General features: G+C 69.5%; 18 protein-coding genes. 5 read left to right on the plus strand and 13 right to left on the minus strand.

The genetic code is table 11. From position 1 onward, the window contains the following. Positions 1-3: 3 nt before the first annotated feature. The 9 genes from F0U44_RS13760 to F0U44_RS13800 form a co-directional block, all read right to left on the minus strand. Entirely contained in the window at positions 4-2,403 is a 2,400-nt protein-coding gene (locus F0U44_RS13760) for an NADH-quinone oxidoreductase subunit G (protein ID WP_149728824.1), read from the minus strand. After that, on the minus strand, positions 2,400-3,710 hold the full coding sequence (gene nuoF, locus F0U44_RS13765; RefSeq protein WP_149728825.1) for an NADH-quinone oxidoreductase subunit NuoF: 1,311 nt from the start codon (positions 3,708-3,710) through the stop codon (positions 2,400-2,402). The genes F0U44_RS13760 and nuoF overlap by 4 nt, the downstream gene beginning before the upstream one ends. After that, positions 3,703-4,398 carry an NADH-quinone oxidoreductase subunit NuoE gene (gene nuoE, locus F0U44_RS13770; RefSeq protein ID WP_149728826.1) on the minus strand — a complete coding sequence of 232 codons (696 nt, stop codon included), beginning with the start codon at positions 4,396-4,398 and terminating at the stop codon, positions 3,703-3,705. Before nuoE ends, nuoF begins: the two co-directional genes overlap by 8 nt. Beyond that, positions 4,398-5,747 carry an NADH-quinone oxidoreductase subunit D gene (locus F0U44_RS13775; protein ID WP_149728827.1) on the minus strand — a complete coding sequence of 450 codons (1,350 nt, stop codon included), beginning with the start codon at positions 5,745-5,747 and terminating at the stop codon, positions 4,398-4,400. Before F0U44_RS13775 ends, nuoE begins: the two co-directional genes overlap by 1 nt. Continuing rightward, positions 5,744-6,421, minus strand: coding sequence for an NADH-quinone oxidoreductase subunit C (locus F0U44_RS13780; RefSeq protein WP_149728828.1), 678 nt, complete (start codon positions 6,419-6,421; stop codon positions 5,744-5,746). The genes F0U44_RS13775 and F0U44_RS13780 overlap by 4 nt, the downstream gene beginning before the upstream one ends. Further along, on the minus strand, positions 6,418-6,972 hold the full coding sequence (locus F0U44_RS13785; protein WP_149728829.1) for a NuoB/complex I 20 kDa subunit family protein: 555 nt from the start codon (positions 6,970-6,972) through the stop codon (positions 6,418-6,420). The genes F0U44_RS13780 and F0U44_RS13785 overlap by 4 nt, the downstream gene beginning before the upstream one ends. A 13-nt stretch (positions 6,973-6,985) precedes the next feature. Beyond that, the gene (locus F0U44_RS13790; RefSeq protein WP_149728830.1) at positions 6,986-7,342 is read right to left on the minus strand and encodes an NADH-quinone oxidoreductase subunit A; all 357 of its coding nucleotides are present in this window, start codon (positions 7,340-7,342) and stop codon (positions 6,986-6,988) included. Between the two features lie 392 nt (positions 7,343-7,734). Next, positions 7,735-8,424, minus strand: coding sequence for a demethylmenaquinone methyltransferase (locus F0U44_RS13795; protein ID WP_149728831.1), 690 nt, complete (start codon positions 8,422-8,424; stop codon positions 7,735-7,737). A gap of 67 nt (positions 8,425-8,491) precedes the next feature. Next, entirely contained in the window at positions 8,492-10,381 is a 1,890-nt protein-coding gene (locus tag F0U44_RS13800) for a fibronectin type III domain-containing protein (protein WP_149728832.1), read from the minus strand. A gap of 146 nt (positions 10,382-10,527) precedes the next feature. On the opposite strand from F0U44_RS13800, the gene F0U44_RS13805 reads away from it, so the two are divergent. From F0U44_RS13805 to F0U44_RS13815, 3 genes are all read left to right on the plus strand, one after another. Next, positions 10,528-11,448 carry a peptidoglycan-binding protein gene (locus F0U44_RS13805; RefSeq protein ID WP_149728833.1) on the plus strand — a complete coding sequence of 307 codons (921 nt, stop codon included), beginning with the start codon at positions 10,528-10,530 and terminating at the stop codon, positions 11,446-11,448. Positions 11,449-11,602: 154 nt separating this feature from the next. After that, complete coding sequence (locus F0U44_RS13810) at positions 11,603-12,193, plus strand: carboxymuconolactone decarboxylase family protein (protein ID WP_223163677.1); 591 nt, start codon at positions 11,603-11,605, stop codon at positions 12,191-12,193. Between the two features lie 77 nt (positions 12,194-12,270). After that, a complete protein-coding gene (locus F0U44_RS13815; RefSeq protein ID WP_246160490.1) occupies positions 12,271-13,086 on the plus strand; it encodes an RNA polymerase sigma-70 factor in 816 nt (271 codons plus the stop codon). 4 nt (positions 13,087-13,090) lie between these two features. On the opposite strand, the gene F0U44_RS13820 is transcribed toward F0U44_RS13815, so the two are convergent. The 4 genes from F0U44_RS13820 to F0U44_RS13835 are packed head-to-tail and all read right to left on the minus strand — an operon-like array spanning position 13,091 to position 16,958. After that, entirely contained in the window at positions 13,091-13,708 is a 618-nt protein-coding gene (locus F0U44_RS13820; protein WP_149728835.1) for a hypothetical protein, read from the minus strand. Positions 13,709-13,766: 58 nt separating this feature from the next. Continuing rightward, on the minus strand, positions 13,767-14,405 hold the full coding sequence (locus F0U44_RS13825; protein ID WP_149728836.1) for an MBL fold metallo-hydrolase: 639 nt from the start codon (positions 14,403-14,405) through the stop codon (positions 13,767-13,769). 23 nt (positions 14,406-14,428) lie between these two features. Then, the gene (locus F0U44_RS13830) at positions 14,429-16,300 is read right to left on the minus strand and encodes a cation:proton antiporter domain-containing protein (protein ID WP_149728837.1); all 1,872 of its coding nucleotides are present in this window, start codon (positions 16,298-16,300) and stop codon (positions 14,429-14,431) included. Positions 16,301-16,334: 34 nt separating this feature from the next. After that, a complete protein-coding gene (locus F0U44_RS13835) occupies positions 16,335-16,958 on the minus strand; it encodes a TetR/AcrR family transcriptional regulator (RefSeq protein WP_149728838.1) in 624 nt (207 codons plus the stop codon). A gap of 94 nt (positions 16,959-17,052) precedes the next feature. Here F0U44_RS13835 and F0U44_RS13840 point away from each other — a divergent pair, with 94 nt between their 5' ends. Next, positions 17,053-18,090 carry an oxygenase MpaB family protein gene (locus tag F0U44_RS13840; RefSeq protein ID WP_223163678.1) on the plus strand — a complete coding sequence of 346 codons (1,038 nt, stop codon included), beginning with the start codon at positions 17,053-17,055 and terminating at the stop codon, positions 18,088-18,090. Beyond that, positions 18,090-18,317, plus strand: a complete 228-nt coding sequence (locus tag F0U44_RS13845; RefSeq protein ID WP_223163679.1) for a hypothetical protein — start codon at positions 18,090-18,092, stop codon at positions 18,315-18,317. Before F0U44_RS13840 ends, F0U44_RS13845 begins: the two co-directional genes overlap by 1 nt. Positions 18,318-18,330: the final 13 nt, after the last annotated feature.

Genomic DNA, 18,330 nt, shown 5'->3' on the forward strand with positions numbered 1-18,330 from the left:
CGATCACGCCTGTCCTCCCTCGACTCGCACACGACTGCCCGGAGAGGCCAGGTCGCTCAGCACTCCGGCACCGAACGAGTTGGCCGGCACCCACACCACACCAGCGACCAGGTCGTCGCCGACCTCGGCCGGGAGGGTGACCGAGCCGCGGTCACCGGTGAGCGTCACGGTCGGCCCGCAGGCGTCGTAGACGTCCTTGCCCACCAGCGCGACCGGGGTGCGCGCGGTGGCCTTGAGGTACTTGTCGCCGTCCTGCATCGACCCGTTGTCGATCGACTGCTTCCAGGTCGCGAGCACCAGGCCTTCGCCCAGGTTCTCGTCGCCACCGGTGACCCCAGCGACCGTCCGCTCTCCGTCCCAGGCGCCGAGCTGCTCCATCTCCGCCCGCGCCTCGGCCACGGTCCGGAAGCCGAGCGGCGTGCCGAGCTCGGCGGCGATCCCGGAGAGGATCCGCAGCTCCGTGAGCGAGGACGGGTTGGCGAGCGCAGCCTCGAAGGGGCGGACCCGGCCTTCCCAGTTCACGAACGACCCGGCCTTGTCGCTGACCGGAGCGACCGGCAGCACGACATCGGCCGCACGGGTCACGTCGGTCTCGCGCACGTCGAGCGCGACCACGAACGAGGCGGCTTCGATGGCGGCCTTCGCGCCGACCGGGTTGCTGGTGTCGGCGGGGTCCACGCCCGCGATCACCAGCCCGCTGAGCTCGCCGTGGTGAAGCGCCCACCAGATGGCGTCGGCATCGCGGCCTTCAGCCTCCGGCAGCGCGTCGACACCCCATGCGGTCGCGACGTCGACCCGAGCCGCGGCGTCGGCGACCGGGCGGCCACCGGGCAGCAGGTTCGGCAGGCAGCCAGCCTCGACCGCACCACGGTCGCCCGCACGGCGCGGGACCCAGGCGAGCCGGGCGCCGGACGTGGCAGCGAGGTCGGCGGCAGCCAGGAGGCCACCGGGCACGGTCGCGAGTCGCTCGCCGACCAGGACGACGGCGGTGCCGTCGAGCTCCCCCGCGAGGGAAGCCAGCGCGGCCGGCTCGTCCCCGGGGACGGTCGGGACCAGGCGGCCGTTGAGCTTGGTGAGACCACGCGTGGAGAACGGCGCGATCGCGATGACCTCGGTGCGCCCGGCCAAGGTGCTCTTCCGCAGACGGAGCCAGATCGCCCCGGCCTCGTCCTCGGGCTCGAGGCCCACCAGGACGACCTTGGAGGCCGACTCGAGGTCGGCGTACGTGACACCGCCGTTGCTGGGCGCAGTCAGCACCACGTGGGCCGCCAGGAAGGCGGTCTCCTCGGCGGACAGCGGACGCGACCGGAAGTCGATGTCGTTGCTGCCGAGCGCCACCCGGGCGAACTTGCTGTAGGCGTAGGCGTCCTCGGCGGTCAGACGTCCACCGGTCAGCGTGGCGACGCCACCGGCGGCCTTGGCCGCCGCGAGGCCGCGTGCGGCGACCGCGAAGGCCTCCGGCCACGAGGCAGGGCGCAGCGCGCCGTCGTCACCGCGGACCTGGGGGTAGGTGATCCGGTCGTCGCCCTGGGCGTAGGTGAAGGCGAACCGGTCCTTGTCGGTCAGCCATTCCTCGTTGACCTCGGGGTCGTCGCCGGCCATCCGGCGCATGACCTTGCCGCGCCGGTGGTCGACGCGGATCGCGGAGCCGCACGCGTCGTGCTCGGCCACGCCGGGGCTCGACACGAGGTCGAACGGGCGGGACCGGAAGCGGTAGGCCTCCGACGTCAGCGCGCCCACGGGGCAGATCTGGATGACGTTGCCGGAGAAGTAGGAGAGGAAGGGAGCGTCCTCGGCGATGCCGATCTGCTGCTGCGCGCCACGCTCGACGAGCGCGATGAACGGGTCGCCTGCGATCTCCTCGGCGAAGCGGGTGCAGCGCTGGCACACGATGCACCGCTCACGGTCGAGCAGCACGTTGGGCGACAGGTTGATCGGCTTCGGGAAGGTCCGCTTGGTGCCTTCATTGGCCCCGCCGGAGAAGCGGGACTCGCCCCGGCCGTTGGACATCGCCTGGTTCTGCAGGGGGCACTCGCCGCCCTTGTCGCAGACGGGGCAGTCGAGCGGGTGGTTGACGAGCAGGAACTCCATCACGCCCTGCTGCGCCTTGTCGGCCACGGGGCTGGTGGCTTGGGTGTTGACGACCATGCCCTCGGCGACGGGGAGCGTGCAGGAGGCCTGCGGCTTCGGGAAGCCACGGCCGTTGCCGGCGTCGGGCACGTCGACCAGGCACTGGCGGCACGCGCCGACCGGTGCAAGCAGCGGGTGGTCGCAGAACCGCGGGACCTGGACGCCGACCTGCTCGGCGGCGCGGATCACCAGCGTGTCCTTGGGTACGGCGACCTGGATGCCGTCGATCGTCACGTTGACGAGCTCGGTGGCCTTTTCAGGGGTCGTGGTCATGCCGTCACCTCCTGTCCGGCCCACGCGGTCGATCGCGCGTGGTCGAACGGGCAACCGCCATGCGTCAGGTGGGCGAGGTACTCGTCGCGGAAGTACTTGATCGAGCTGGAGATCGGGCTGGTCGCACCGTCGCCGAGCGCGCAGAACGAGCGGCCCAGGATGTTGTCGCACTGGTCGAGCAGCAGGTCGAGGTCGGCTTCGCTGCCCTCGCCCTTCTCGAGCCGCGCCAGCGTCTGGACGAGCCACCAGGTGCCCTCGCGGCACGGGGTGCACTTGCCGCACGACTCGTGCTTGTAGAACTCGGTCCACCGCAGCACGGCACGGACGACGCACACCGTCTCGTCGAAGATCTGCAGCGCGCGGGTGCCGAGCATCGAGCCCGCGGCACCGACGCCCTCAAAGTCGAGCGGGATGTCGAGGTGCTCGGCGGTCAGCAGCGGGGTGCTGGACCCACCAGGCGTCCAGAACTTCAGGTCGTGGCCCTCGCGGATGCCGCCGGCCAGGTCGAGCAGCTCGCGCAGAGTGATGCCGAGCGGCGCTTCATATTGGCCCGGCTTCTTGACGTGGCCCGACAGCGAGAAGATGCCGTAGCCCTTGGACTTCTCGGTGCCCATCGAGGCGAACCAGGCCGCGCCGTTGGCGATGATGCTCGGCACGGAGGCGATCGACTCGACGTTGTTGATGACCGTGGGGCTGGCGTAGAGGCCGGCGACGGCAGGGAACGGCGGGCGCAGGCGCGGTTGACCGCGACGACCCTCGAGACCCTCGAGGAGCGCGGTCTCCTCACCACAGATGTAGGCGCCGGCACCCGCGTGGACGACGATGTCGAGGTCGTAGCCCGAGCCGTGGATGTCCTTGCCGAGGTGGCCTGCGGCGTAGGCCTCCTCAACAGCGGCCTGCACGCGGCGGATCACGTGGAGGACCTCACCGCGGATGTAGATGAACGCCTTGTTGGCACGGATGGCGTAGGAGCTGATGATCACGCCCTCGACGAGGACGTGGGGGTTGCCCATCATCAGCGGGATGTCCTTGCAGGTGCCCGGCTCCGACTCGTCGGCGTTGACGACGAGGTACTTGGGCTTCGGGTTGTCCTGCGGGATGAACGACCACTTCATGCCGGTCGGGAAGCCCGCGCCACCACGACCGCGGAGACCGGAGTCCTTCACCGCCTCGATGACGGCGTCCTGGCTCATGCCGAAGGCCTTGTCGAGCCCCTGGTAGCCGCCCTTGGCCGTGTAGGCCGCCAGCGTCCAGGACCGTTCGACGTCCCACATGTCCGTAAGGACCGGGGTCAACATGTCAGTCATCGGCCTGCCCCTTCTCGATCACAGGCACCGCGGCGGCGTCGGGCGCTTTCCAGCCCCGCTCGCGCGCGATCTCGAGACCCGCGAGGCTGGCGGGGCCGGCCGAGGGTCCCTCGTCGACGCGGCCGTCGGGGAAGCCCGCGAGCACCCGCTCGGCCTCGCGCCACGTGCAGAGCTTGGGGCCACGGGTGGACTTCACGTCGTGGCCGGCGCGCAGCGCCTCGACCATCTGGACCGCACCCTCGGGGGTCTGGTTGTCCATGAACTCCCAGTTGACCATCACCACGGGCGCGAAGTCGCAGGCCGCGTTGCACTCGACGTGCTCGAGGCTGACGGAGTATTGGTCGCCCTGGCGCTTCTCGGCGAGCTCGTCGTTGCCCACGTCGAGGTGGTCCTTGAGCCGCTCGAAGATCTGGTCGCCACCCATCACCGCGCAGAGCGTGTTGGTGCAGACGCCCACGTGGAAGTCGCCGACCGCGTGGCGCTTGTACATCGTGTAGAAGGTCGCGACGCCGCTGACCTCGGCCGCCGAGATCTCGAGGATCTGCGCGCAGGCCTCGATCGCGTCGGGCGTCACCTTGCCCTCGACCGACTGCACGAGGTGCAGCATCGGGAGCAGGCCCGAACGCTTCTCGGGGTAGCGGCCCGCGATCTCGCGGAGCTCGCCCATCGTCTTGTCGTCCAGTGCCATTACCGGTCGACGCCTCCCATCACGGGGTCGATGCTGGCGATCGCGACGATGACGTCGGCGATCATGCTGCCCTCGCTCATCACACCCATGGCCTGCAGGTTGTTGAACGACGGGTCGCGGAAGTGCGCCCGGAACGGGCGGGTGCCGCCGTCGGAGACGACGTGGGCGCCGAGCTCACCGCGCGGCGACTCGATCGGCACGTAGGCCTGGCCGGCCGGGACCCGGAAGCCCTCGGTCACCAGCTTGAAGTGGTGGATCAGGGCCTCCATCGACTCACCCATGATGTGCCGGATGTGGTCGAGGCTGTTGCCCATGCCGTCGCTGCCGATCGCGAGCTGGCTGGGCCAGGCGATCTTCTTGTCGGCGACCATGACCGGCTCGCCCTCCATCTTCGCGAGGCGGTCAGCCGCCTGCTCGATGATCTTGAGCGACTCGTGCATCTCGTTGAGGCGCACCCGGAAGCGGCCGTAGGAGTCGCTGGTGTCCCAGGTCTGCACGTCGAAGTCGTAGGTCTCGTAGCCGGAGTACGGCGACGTCTTCCGCAGGTCCCACGGGTAGCCCGTGCTCCGCAGCACCGGACCGGTGAGGCCCAGCGCGAGGCAGCCCTCGAGGTCGAGGTGGCCGACGCCGTCGAGCCGCGCCTTGAAGATCGGGTTGGCGTTGCAGAGAGCGGCGTACTCCGGCAGCCGCTTCTTCATCAGCGCGACGAAGCCGCGGATCTCGTCGAGCGCGCCCGGGGGCAGGTCCTGCGCGACACCGCCGGGGCGGATGAAGGCGTGGTTCATGCGCAGGCCGGTGATCAGCTCGAAGAGGTCGAGCACCAGCTCGCGCTCGCGGAAGCCGATCGTCATCACGGTCAGCGCGCCGATCTCCATACCACCGGTCGCGATGCAGACCAGGTGGGAGGAGATCCGGTTGAGCTCCATGAGGAGGACCCGCATGACCTGGGCCTTCTCCGGGATGTCGTCCTCGATGTCGAGCAGCCGCTCCACACCGAGCACGTAGGTCATCTCGTTGAAGAACGGGCTCAGGTAGTCCATCCGGGTGCAGAAGGTCGTGCCCTGCACCCAGGAGCGGTACTCCATGTTCTTCTCGATGCCGGTGTGGAGGTAGCCGATGCCGCAGCGGGCCTCGGTCACCGTCTCGCCCTCGAGCTCGAGGATGAGCCGGAGCACGCCGTGGGTCGACGGGTGCTGCGGGCCCATGTTGACGACGACGCGCTCCTGGGCGTCGCCACCGTCCTCGCCGAGGCCGGCCGCGATCTCGTCCCAGTCCTGGCCCGAGACGGTGAACACCTTCCCGTCGGTGGTCTCCGACGAGCCGGCGTAGAAGTCCTCGGTGGTGCTCATGAGTAGCTCCTCCGCTGGTCCGGCGGCGGGATGCTCCCGCCCTTGTACTCGACCGCGATGCCGCCGAGGGGGTAGTCCTTGCGCTGCGGGTGACCCGGCCAGTCATCAGGCATGAGGATCCGGGTGAGCGCCGGGTGGCCGTCGAAGATCAGGCCGTACATGTCGAACGCCTCGCGCTCGTGCCAGTCGACCGCGGGGTAGACACCGCACAGCGACGGCAGGTGCGGGTCGGCGTCCGGCACGCTGACCTCGACCCGGATGCGCCGGTTGAAGGTCATCGACAAGAAGCTGTAGACCGCGTGCAGCTCGCGGCCGGTGTCGGCCGGGTAGTGCACCCCGCTGACGCCGGCGCAGAGCTCGAAGCGCAGCTTCGGGTCGTCGCGCAGCAGCTTGGCCGCTGCGACCAGGTTGGCCGCGCTGATGTGGAAGGTGATCTCGCCACGGTGGATGACGACCGCGTCGATGAGCGGGTCGAGCCCGTCGGCGACGGCGTCGAACCAGCCGCCATAGGGGCGCTGCGCCTGGGCCGGGTAGACGACCGGAGCGACCAGACCGCCGTACCCACTGGTGTCGCCGCTGCCCTTGACGCCGAACATGCCCTGGCGCTCGCCGACGGCGCGCACCTCACCGGTCTCAGCCGGTACGGCGGTGATCTCCGGGTTGTCGTCGGTCACCGCATGAGGCCCTTCATGTCACCGGTGGGCAGCGCGACGAGGCCCTCGGCCTCGAGCTCGCGGATCTGCGCGAGGCGGTTCGCGCCCAGCGGGGTCTGCTGCACCTTGTCGTGGAGCTTGAGGATCGCGTCGATCAGCATCTCCGGGCGCGGCGGGCAGCCGGGGAGATACATGTCGACGGGGACGACGTGGTCGACGCCCTGGACGACCGCGTAGTTGTTGAACATGCCGCCCGAGCTCGCGCACACGCCCATGGCCAGCACCCACTTGGGCTCCGCCATCTGGTCGTAGATCTGGCGCAGGACGGGGGCCATCTTCTGGCTCACGCGGCCGGCCACGATCATCAGGTCGGCCTGCCGCGGGCTGGCGCGGAAGACCTCCATCCCGAAGCGGGCGAGGTCGTACTTCGGGCCACCGCTCGTCATCATCTCGATGGCGCAGCAGGCGAGGCCGAACGTCGCGGGCCAGAAGCTGGCCTTGCGGAAGTAGCCAGCGACGCCCTCGACCGTGGTCAGCAGGACGCCGCTCGGGAGCTTCTCTTCAAGTCCCACAGGTTGCTACCTCTCAGTCCCAGTCCAGGCCGCCGCGGCGCCAGACATAGGCGTATGCGACGAAGACAGTGGCGATGAAGACGACCATCTCGACCAACCCGAACCACGACATCTGGTCGAAGTAGACGGCCCAGGGGTAGAGGAAGATGATCTCGATGTCGAAGACGATGAAGAGCATCGCGGTGATGTAGTACTTCACCGGGAAGCGGCCGCCGATCGCCTGCGGTGTCGGCTCGATGCCGCACTCGTAGGAGTCGAGCTTGGCGCGGTTGTAGCGCTTCGGGCCGGTGAACGCGGACATCGCGACCGAACCGACTGCGAAGACCGCGGCCAGCGCCGCGAGGACCAGTACCGGCGTGTAGAGCTCCAACTGCCCTCCCCTTCCCTGCTCTTTCACCACTCGATTCGTGAGATTGTGAACAGAATCACGAGTGGCGCGAGACACATCTTGCCACCAGGTGACACAGGTCGCACAAGGGGGTGGCCGGGGTCACCGGGACGGCCGCAACCGCCCCCTGACCTGCGCATTTACCTCACACCAGGCTTCGCTAAATCAGCCCCCGAAGTGTCGGGGTTGCACTGCCGAGGTGTCAGGGTTGCGCCCACGAAGTCGCAAGGTTGGTGGCACGAAGTCGCAGGGTTGGCGCGTCGAGATTCCGTACGTCGACACTTCGACCCACCAACATCGACACTTCGAGCGCGCAAGAGCGACACTTCGAGCCGCCAAGAGTGCGACTTCGTACCACCAGGAGTGCGACTTCGTCAGGCGGTGGCGCGGTGCAGGGCGACGATGCCGCCGGAGAGGTTGCGCCACTCGGGCTTGGTCCAGCCCGCTTCCTTGATCATGTCGGCGAGGCCGGCCTGGTCGGGCCACGCGCGGATCGACTCCGCGAGGTAGACGTAGGCGTCGGGTGAGGACGAGACCGCCTTGGCGACGGCGGGGAGCGTCTTCATGAGGTACTCGAGGTAGACCGTGCGCCACGGGCTCCAGGTGGGGTGGCTGAACTCGCACACCACGAGCCGCCCGCCGGGGCGGGTGACGCGGCGCATCTCGGCCAGACCCTTCACCGGGTCGACAATGTTGCGCAGGCCGAAGGAGATCGTCACCGCGTCGAACGTGTCGCCCCGGAACGGCAGCTTCGTGCCGTCACCGGCAGTGAAGGGCAGGTGCGGGAACTGCTGCTTGCCGACCTGGAGCATGCCGATCGAGAAGTCGCACGGCACCACGCTCGCACCGGCGTCGGCGAAGGGCTGGCTCGAGGTGCCGGTGCCGGCGGCGAGGTCGAGCACCTTGTCGCCGTACGACGGGTTGACGGCCTCGAGCACCTCGCGTCGCCAGCGGCGGTCCTGCCCGAAGGAGAGGACGTCGTTGGTGATGTCGTAGCGCTTCGCAACGGCGTCGAACATGCGACGGACGTCGGCGGGTTGCTTGTCGAGTGCTGCACGGGCCACCCCAGAACTCTAGGGGGCCGAGCCACGGCGCCGAGGAGCGGTCCCGGCCGTGCGCCGACCAAGGGGACTACTCGCCGAGGAAGAGGGCGGAGAAGGGCGACCACAGCGACCAGCCGAGGGCGTTCTGGACCCGGGCCCGGCAGCGATAGGTGCTGCCGACCGAAAGTCGCGTGACGGTGAGTGGCGAGGACGCCCCGGCTGCGCTGCGGGAGGTGCCGCCGTCGGTGGACGAGCACGTCACCTGGTAGCCGGTGATCGGGCTGCCCCCGTCGTGGCTCGCGAGGATCGAGACGACCACGGTCGTACCCACCGGCGAGACCCCCTCCACGCTCGGCGCCTTCGGTGGACCGACGCCAGTGAAGAACGCCGACGACGCAGCCGACCACCCCGACCAACCGACCGCGTTCCTCGCCCGGACTCGACAGGTGTGCTCGCGGCCCGCATCCAGGCGATCGATCGTCAACGGCGCCGCGGCGCCGCTCACGTATCGCGTCACGCCGTCGCCCGTCGGTCCGCACTGCGCTTGGTACGTGGTCACCGCACTGCCTCCGTCGTACGACGCCGCGAACCCGACCTCCGCCGACGCGCCGACGTTCAGCGCCCCTGCCGGGGTCGAGGTCACCTCTGTCGGGGGCCGCGGCGGCACAGCGGGCACGACGAACGGGGTCGACGGGCTCGACCAGACCGACCAGCCGACGCCGTTCTGGGCCCGTGCCCGACAGCCGTAGGTGCGGCCACGGTCCAGGTTGCCGACCCGGATCGGCGACGTCGCACCAACGGCGCTCCGCGTGGTGCCGCCGTCGCTGGACGTGCACGACGCCTGGAAGCGGACGACGGGATCACCGCCGTCGTCACCAGGTGAGAAGGAAACGCTCGCTGACGTCGAGGTGGCGGACGCATCGACGTCGACCGGCGGGGTCGGCACCATCGGCAGCTCGCAGCCGGCCTTTGCGACGGTGGCGTGCCGGCACGTGTCGAGGCCCGGACCACCGTCCAGGCGATTGGCACCCGCCTCTCCGTCGAGCACGTCGTCGCCGTCGCCACCGATCAAGAAGTCGTCGCCAGAACCGCCAAGCAGGGTGTTGGCGGACGAGTCGCCCGACAGCACGTCATCGCCTGGTCCCCCGACGATGTTCTCCACGTCCACGACGGCGTCACCCTCGCCCGCCTCGCCGTCATCGGCCACGCCGTCGAGGTCGACGGTCACGGCACCGGCGCTGTCGGCATAGGTCACCGTGTCGACACCGTCGCCGCCGTCGAGGACGTTCGCTCCTGTCCATCCGGAGAGGGTGTCGTCGCCCTCGCCGCCATGAAGACGGGCACCCGTCCGGCCGTAAGCCGACAACACGTCGTCACCCGACCCCGTCCACACCTCGAGGGCGTTGATGTTGCTGTGCGCGTCGGCGATGGGACCGTCGTCGTTCTCCCCATCGAGGGAGATCGTCAGATCTTCATCTGTGTTGTAGATGAACCGGTCCGCAACGACGTTCAGCTCGGCCTCGGCGCCGTCGATCCGCACCTCGGTGAATCCGGCCTCGATGCTGACCGAGGTGATCCCGAGTCCGTGCAGCGGGGCGACGTAGAGGGAGCGTCCACCCGTGTAGGTCGGACTAGAGACGTAGTCGAGCGAGGTCACGGCGACGGACTCGGGCCATTCGCAACGCACCTCGTTGGACCCGCCACCACTGAAGATCGATCCGACCTCCGTGCAGTAGTGACCCGCGTTGATGAGGTCCGCCCCACCCAGGCTGAGGAAGGAGACCGCCCGAGGCCCGGACACGAGAACCACGATGTCGCTGGTGCCGTTGACCATCCGATTGGTGAGGGTGAGGTCGTCGAACCCGACCTGCGCGTTGAACGCGACTTGATACACGGTCGCACGGGCAGGCGCGACCCCGACCGTCCATGTCGCGGCCGCCATGAGGATGCAGAGCGCCGTACGCACCGCCCGGTCCATCACTCGATGCTGCCACTGCAGCCCGACGCGCGCATCGCCCTTCAGGTTGAAAGTCGCGCCTTCGAGTTCGCAACCAAACGGGCTGCTGATGCGTCCTCCTCCTGTCAGACCAACCACGCACCACCAGAACCAGAGGAACACACACCATGTCCGTCGCCCGTCGTATCACCTTCGTCGCCACCATCGCGGCGCTCCTGTGCGGCCTCGCCTATGGAGTGGGCTACGCGGCCCAGGGCGGCGACCTGCCGTGGCGCACCTCAGCACGCCCCGCTCCCGACGCTCCGGTCGTCCAGCCGGACGACCGACCGGCCATCGACCCCGGCGAGGGCCCCACCATCGAGCCGACCAACGAGCCGTCTGACGAGCCCACCGACGAGCCCAACCAGGAGCCGACCGACGAGCCGACGGAGCCCGAGCTCCAGCCCGGCCCCGCGATCCTCTCCCCCGGCGACGAGGGCGACGACGTCCGCGACCTGCAGGCGCGACTCGCGCAGATCGACTGGTTCAACGCCGACGTGACCGGCTTCTACGGCGACGTCACCGAGGAGGCCGTGCGCGGCTTCCAGGAGAAGCGCGAGATCCCGGTGACCGGCGAGGTCGACCGGCGCACCCTCGACCGGCTCCACGCGATGACCACGGAGCCGACCGAGGCCGAGCTCACCAACACCGTCACCAACACCCCCGGCGCGCTCGACCCGCGCTGCCTCGAGGGCCGCGTCCTCTGCATCGACAAGACGAGCAGCACGCTGCGCTGGGTGATCGACGGCGAGGTCCAGAAGACGCTGGACGCACGGTTCGGGTCGACGATCAACAACACCCCGACCCGGGAGGGCGTCTTCCACGTCAACTCCAAGGACGCCGACCACATCTCGACCCTCTACGGCTCCTCGATGCCCTACGCGATGTTCTTCTCGGGCGGCCAGGCCGTGCACTACTCCTCCGACTTCGCCGCGGTCGGCTACGCCGGTGCCTCGCACGGGTGCGTCAACATCCGCGACTACGACGGCATCGCGTGGCTCTTCAGCCAGGTGCAGGTCGGCGACACGGTCGTCGTCTACTGGAGCTAGGGCTCACCGGGCCCCGCGCGTCACCAGCGAATTGGTTGGGTTTCGCCCAGAAACCCAACCAATTCCCTTGTTGCGCGGGGAAAACGCGCACCCGCTGTCACAACCTCCTCGGTCGCGGTGTCTTCATGCCGACACCCCGACCGAGGAGGAAATCATGAGCACCACCCGCATCCCCGCCGCCGAGATCACCGGCTTCAAGGGCGCGCTGTTCACCCGCATGATCAAGAAGACGCTCGGCCAGGTGCCCACGTCGCTCGGCGTCTACTGGCACAACCAGAAGGTGCTGATGGCGATGGGCGGCCTGGGCGGCAAGCTGAAGAAGTGGAACGCCTGCGACGAGGGCCTCAAGACCTTCGCGCACATGGCGGTCGCGTCGTTCATCGGCTGCACCTGGTGCCTCGACTACAACTACTTCGAGGCACACAACAAGAACCTGGATCTCGACAAGGCCCGCGAGGTCCCGCGGTGGCGTGAGTCGGACGTCTTCACCCCGCTCGAGCGCGAGGTCCTCGCCTACGCCGAGGCGATGAGCGACACCCCGGTCACCGTCACCGACGAGATGGTCGAGAGCCTGCGCGTGCAGCTGGGCAACGCGGCGATGGTCGAGCTGACCGCGGTCATCGCGTTCGCCAACTTCACCACGCGGCCCAACGTGGCGCTCGCGATCGAGTCGGACGGCTTCGCCGCCGCCTGCGGGCTCAAGCCGCTGGCTGAACCCCTCACCGCCGGGGCCGTACGGTCGTGATCGTGACCCCCCGATCACCCGGTACGGCGGACCCGTTCGTCGAGCACCGCAGCCTGCTCTTCACCGTCGCCTACGAGATGCTCGGCTCGGCCGCCGACGCCGAGGACGTGGTGCAGGAGAGCTGGCTGCGGTGGTCGGCCGTCGACCACTCCGAGGTGCGTGATCCGCGCGCCTACCTGGTCCGTGTGGTGACGCGGCAGTCGCTCAACCGGCTGCGGTCGCTGTCGCGCCGCAGGGAGGAGTACGTCGGCGAGTGGCTCCCCGAGCCGCTCCTGACCTCCCCCGACGTGGCCGATGACGTCGAGCTCGCCGACAGCGTCTCCATCGCGATGCTCACCGTGCTCGAGACCCTCGGGCCGGCCGAGCGGGCGGTCTTCGTGCTGCGCGAGGTCTTCGACACTCCCTACGACGAGATCGCGGAGGCGGTCGGGAAGTCAGCGGCCGCCGTACGCCAGATCGCGCACCGGGCCAAGGAGCACGTCGCCGCCCGCCGACCGCGGATGCAGGTCGAACGCGCCGAGCAGGAGGCCGCCGTGGAGCGGTTCCTCGCGGCGGTCCAGGGTGGCGACATGCAGGCGCTGCTCGAGGTACTCGCGCCCGACGTCGTCATGGTCGCCGACGGCGGCGGCATCGCCAACGCCGCGCGCAAGCCGATCAACGGCGCGGAGAAGGTCGCCCTCTTCCTGGGCACCGCGGCACGCCTCAACATCGAGTTCACCGGACTGCCGATCTCGATCAACGGCCGGCCGGGCGCGCGGCTCGACATCCCGTTCGACGGCTCGACCACCGCCCTCAGCTTCGTGGTCGAGGACGGCCGGATCTCGCGGATCTACGCGATGCGCAACCCGCAGAAGCTGCAGCGGCTCGACGAGGAGACCGCCCTGCAGCGCTGAGCGGTCAGCCCAGACCGGCCTGGCGGATGACGTCGTCGACGATGTCGGCGGCCTGCTCGACGCTGATGCCGGGCGCGGCGTAGGCGTTGATCGTCCGGCCGTCGATGACCCGCTGGCACTGGACCTGGAAGGGCGGCTGGTTCTGCGCCTTGGCCTCGGTCTGCCACTTGCCGATGCACACCGAGTCGCCCTGCTTCACGACGTCGGTGGTCGACTGGGAGTTGGCCGACATCTGCGGCGGGACCGGCGGTCCGTCCTGGAGGAACAACCCGGACTCACCGTTGTAGATCGTGACCGCGACCTGGGCCGTCAGGTCGGGCGTGGAGTAGATGCCGACAGCCACGTCGGTGCCGAACGCTTCAGCGAGGGTCTCGCCGCCGTAGGCCTCCACCTGGTCGGCGAGCTCCTGGTACTGCGGGTCGATCGAGGCGATCGGGACGAGCCCGCCGTTGAGGAGCGTGTCGGGCAGCAGGTCCGCCGGCGACCCGAGCTGAGGCTTCGCGTCCTGGGGCGCCTCGGCCTCGTCACCGGTCCACTCGGGGAGTCCGACGGCGAATCCGAAGACTCCACCGAGCAGCATGACTCCGGTGGCGGCACCGGCGAGCGTGGAACGCAAAGGCATTCGGCAATCATGCCGCTCGCGCCGAGAACGGCCGCGCCCGGGTCAGGGGACGGACGTCTCAGAGCTCCGCGCCGTCGGCCAACCGTCGGTAGTCGAGACCGGCCGCACCGAGGAACCGGCCGAAGTGGTTGTCGGCGATCGCGAGCCCGGCGTCGGAGTAGACCCGGTCGTGGATCGCGACGTTGCGCGGAGCACCGACCGAGCGGGCGAAGTCGATGCCCTCGGCGACCTTCATCCACGGGGCACACACCGGCGCCAGGAGCACGTCGACCGGCCGGTCGGGCCCCGTCAGCGCATCGCCCGGGTGGAAGACGGTGGTGTCGCCGAGGGTGAGCAGGTAGCCGCTGTTGTCGAAGCGCTGCATCTCCGGGTGGATCACCGCGTGCAGCTCACCGACCGCCGTCACGGGGATGCCGGCGGGCGCGAAGGCCTCCCCCGGTCCGACGATCGTCACCCGCTCGGCGAGGTCGGGGGCGCCCTCGCGGATCTGGGCGGCCACCGCGGCGATCGTGAAGATCGGCGCGTCCGTCGCGCGCAGGTGGGCGGCGTCGTAGTGGTCGGGGTGCTCGTGGGTGATGAGCACCGCATCGGCACCGTCGGTCGCGCCCGGCGCGGTGAAGACACCGGGGTCGAGCACGATCACGGCGCCGTCGTGCTCGATGCGGATGCAGGAGTGACCGAGCTTCGTCAGACGCATGCCGCTCACGTTAGCTGCGGTCGTCAGGCGGTGAGGTGGTGCACGTAGCACCAGCGCCAGTCCTCGCCGGGCTCCACCGACCGCATCACCGGGTGCGCGGTCTCGTGGAAGTGAGCGGTGGCGTGGCGGTGGGGTGAGGAGTCGCAGCACCCGACGGTGCCGCAGGTCAGGCACATGCGGAGCGACACCCAGCGACTGCCGATCTTGATGCACTCCGGGCATCCGTTGAGCGCCTCGGGCTCGAAGAGCGGGGCGCTGAGCAGGTGGTCGCACGCCGCTCCGCTGGGTCGACTCACCCGCACCGCCTCCACGTCCGCACGTTCTTCCTCGGCTGCATCCAGCATCGACTCCTCGATGTCGAGCATCGCGAGCACGTCGCTCACGACCTCCGACGCCACGGCGCCGGTCGACCGGATCTCCAGGACCCGGCCCCGCTCGGCGTCGATCATCTCCTGCCGCACGCGGGAGTAGAGCGCCGCCGGGCTCTCCTCGCCAGCAGTGGTGCCGAGCCGCTCCCAGGCCGCGAAGTTGCGCTGCTCGATCCGCTGGCGGATGAGGTCGGCGACGCCGTACGGGTCATCGCCGTCGAGCTCCTCGAGGACCTGGTGGCTGGCCTTGGAGGCCTGCTGCAACAAGGTGGCCCGCGCCAGAGCGTCGTCCATCGGGTCGGGCGAGGGCACGCGCAGTCGACGCGCGAGCCACCCCAGGCTCATCCCTTGGAGGAGGAGCGTGCCGGCCACCACGGTGAACGCGATCATCAGCAGCACCTCGCGGTGATCGACGTCCTCCGGGATGACGAAGGCCGCGGCGAGCGTGACCACACCGCGCATGCCGGCCCACCCGATCAAGAAGGTGTACGACGCCGGCGGCCGTTGTCCGGTGACCGGATCGGGCCCGGGGCGGATCAGCAGGTAGCGAGCCGCGAACACCCAGGCCATCCGCAGCACGATCACCGCACCGAGGGTCGCGAGGCAGACCCCGACGATCGTGCCGGTCGGGAGCGCGCTGGCGCGCACCTCGTCGACCAGCCAGCGCGCCTGGAGCCCGATGAGGAGGAACACCGTGTTCTCGAGCATGAAGGCCAACGTGCGCCAGTTCATCCGCTCGGCGATCCGGGACTGGGCGGTCTGCAGGATCGGCGCCTTGTGGCCGAGGAGCAGCCCGGCCACGACCACGGCGACGACACCGGACGCCTCGATCTTCTCGGCGGCGATGTAGGCGGCGTAGGGGATGACGAGGGAGATGCCCGTGTCGAGGAGCGGGTCGGTGACGTGCCGGCGGATCTTCGCGATGAGGAGGAACGTCGCGAAGCCGACGAGGAGTCCGCCGCCGGCCGCGACGACGAAGTCGAGACCGATCTCCCAGGCCGGCGCCATCGCGCCGGCGGCGCCGATCGAGGCGATGGCAGTGCGCAGCGCCACCAGCGCGGTCGCGTCGTTGAGCAGCGACTCGCCCTCGAGGATCGTGACGACCCGCCGCGGCAGGCCGATCCGCCGGCCGATCGCCGTGGCGGCGACGGCGTCGGGCGGTGCGACGACCGCGCCGATCGCGAAGGCGGCCGGCCAGCCGACCTCGGGAAGGATCGCGTGGACCACGATCGCGGCGCCGATGGTCGTGAAAGCGACCAGGCCCACCGACAGCAGCAGGATCGGGCGCCTGTTGGCGTTGAAGTCGACGAGCGAGGTGCCGATCGCCGCCGCGTAGAGGAGCGGCGGCAGCAGCCCGAGCAGCACGACCTCGGGTTCGAGGTGGATCGTCGGGACACCGGGGACGTAGGACCCGGCCCAGCCGACGAGGATCAGCGGGATGGGCGGCGCGAAGCCCACGCGACCCGCGATCGCGGTGACCGCGAGCACGGTGACGGCGACGGCAACGAGCAGGAACGCGATCTCCACGCGCCCATTGTCCCTGTGCCCGCCAGGGAGAGCGTCAGCGCCAGAGCAGTCGGAGCAAGCGGGTGGCCCCGTCGACCATGCGCTGGGTGTCGAAACGGTCGGGGTCGTCGATCAGCAGGCGACCGAAGTGCTCGACGACGGCAAGCATGGCATGGGCGTAGAGGTCGGCGTCGAAGGGCACGCCGTCCTGCTGCTCGCTGACCCCGGCGATCAGGCCGGCGAAGATCCCGCGCACCTGCTCGCGGTCGGCCTCGATCCGCTGGAGCACGGCGTCGGGCAGCCCATCTGGCGGCTGGAGGATCGGGCGCCACGTGTCGGGGTCCTCGCGAACCATCGTGACGAGGCGCTCGATCGCGACCTCGACGAGCGCCGCGGGATCCTTGGGGTCGGGGTCGTCAGGCAGCGCAGCGAGCAACCGGCCGAACGCCCGCACCTGCTGGCGGTCCAGGAGCGCGGTCAGCAGGTCGCCGAGTCCTTCGAAGGCGCCGTAGACGACCGGCCGGGTGACCCCGGCCTCTTTCGCGACGGCGTCGACGGACACGCCGCCGTAGCCGTCACGCACGATGACGGCGAGCGCTGCATCCATGAGCTGCTCGCGTCGTACGTCCATCGGCACCCGGGCCGCATAGGGCCGGCGCTGACGCGGAGGAGCTGACACGTCCGAAACCTTAATCGCCTGACCTCTTCCCTAATTACTACAGATATGTAGTAATTAGACCATGGCTCTCCAACTTTCGAAAAGGGCTGCAGACGTGCAGCCCCACGAGGACTACGGCTTCTTCGGACCCGACTCTGTCACGTGGAAGGTGTGGTCCTACCCCACCTCGCTCACCATCGGCTTCCAACGCGCGGTGGTCGTGGAGGAGCTCGACCCCGACCTGGTCGCCGCGGTCGACAAGACCAGCGACATCTACAAGCGGCCCCGCACGCGCTATGACCGCACGCTGCGCTACTTCGCGATGGTCGCGTTCGGCGGTTCGCGGGAGACCATGAAGGCCGCCGACGTGCTGGTCAAGATCCACACCAAGGCGATCGGCACCGAGCCCTACGGCGGTGCCCGCTACGACGCCAACAACCCGGCGTCCCAGCTGTGGATCCACCTCACCGCGTGGCACTCGATCCTCTACGCCTACGAGAAGTACGGACCGGGACGCCTGTCGAAGGAAGAGGAGGAGCAGTACTGGAGCGAGTGCGCGACCGCCGCCGAGCTGCAGACCTGCTCGCCCGACGACGTGCCCCGCACCCGCGAGGGGATCCGCGACTACTTCGAGCAGATGCGCCCGCTGCTCTCGGGCAGCGAGATCGCCGTCAAGGCGATGAACCACCTGCTCCAGGCCGAGGTGATGCTGCCGCCGATGCCGCTCGTGGTGCGGCCCGGTGCCTGGGTGGTCGGCAGGGTGCTGCGCGCCGGGACCATCGCGACCATGCCTGTCTGGATGCGGGAGATGAGTGGCCTCAAGCAGTGGCGGGTGACCGGCGCTGCCGTCACCGTCTTGCTGCAGGCCGTGTTTGCCGTCGTCCACTCCAACAAGCGGGCCGAGCTGCTGCTGCTCCGCTTCCTGTCCCCGATGACGGTTCCGGTGGTCGCACCGATCTTCCTCGGAGTCCCGCCGACCAACGCGGAGGTGGTCACGCCCGCCGAGGGCCGGCGCCGCTACGGCTACGACAAGCCCTCGGAGGCGCACCAGGAGCTGCGCGCCCGCCAGGAGGCGCGGGTGTTCGGGGAAGGTACGACGCCCAGCGACGAGGGCCTGCTCGAGTCGCAGCCGATCCTCGGGAGGCTTGCCTGATGTCCGACGTGCGCGAGAACTACGTCTACAAGACGGTCACGAGCGTCATGAACCTCGTGCCGCTCGCGATCGCCGTGGGCATCCCGTACCTCCTGGTCGGGCTCCTCTGGGCCGTCAACCACGACGACCACCTCGCCGCGCTCGACGGCGGCGACAAGCTGTTCTCCTGGCTCGGCGAGGTCGTCGCCTGGCCGATCCTGATCTTCTGGGACGTGTCGCTCAGGTAGCGATCGGGTCTCC

It is taken from the genome of Nocardioides humilatus (genome assembly GCF_008373755.1).
Lineage (GTDB): Bacteria > Actinomycetota > Actinomycetes > Propionibacteriales > Nocardioidaceae > Nocardioides > Nocardioides humilatus.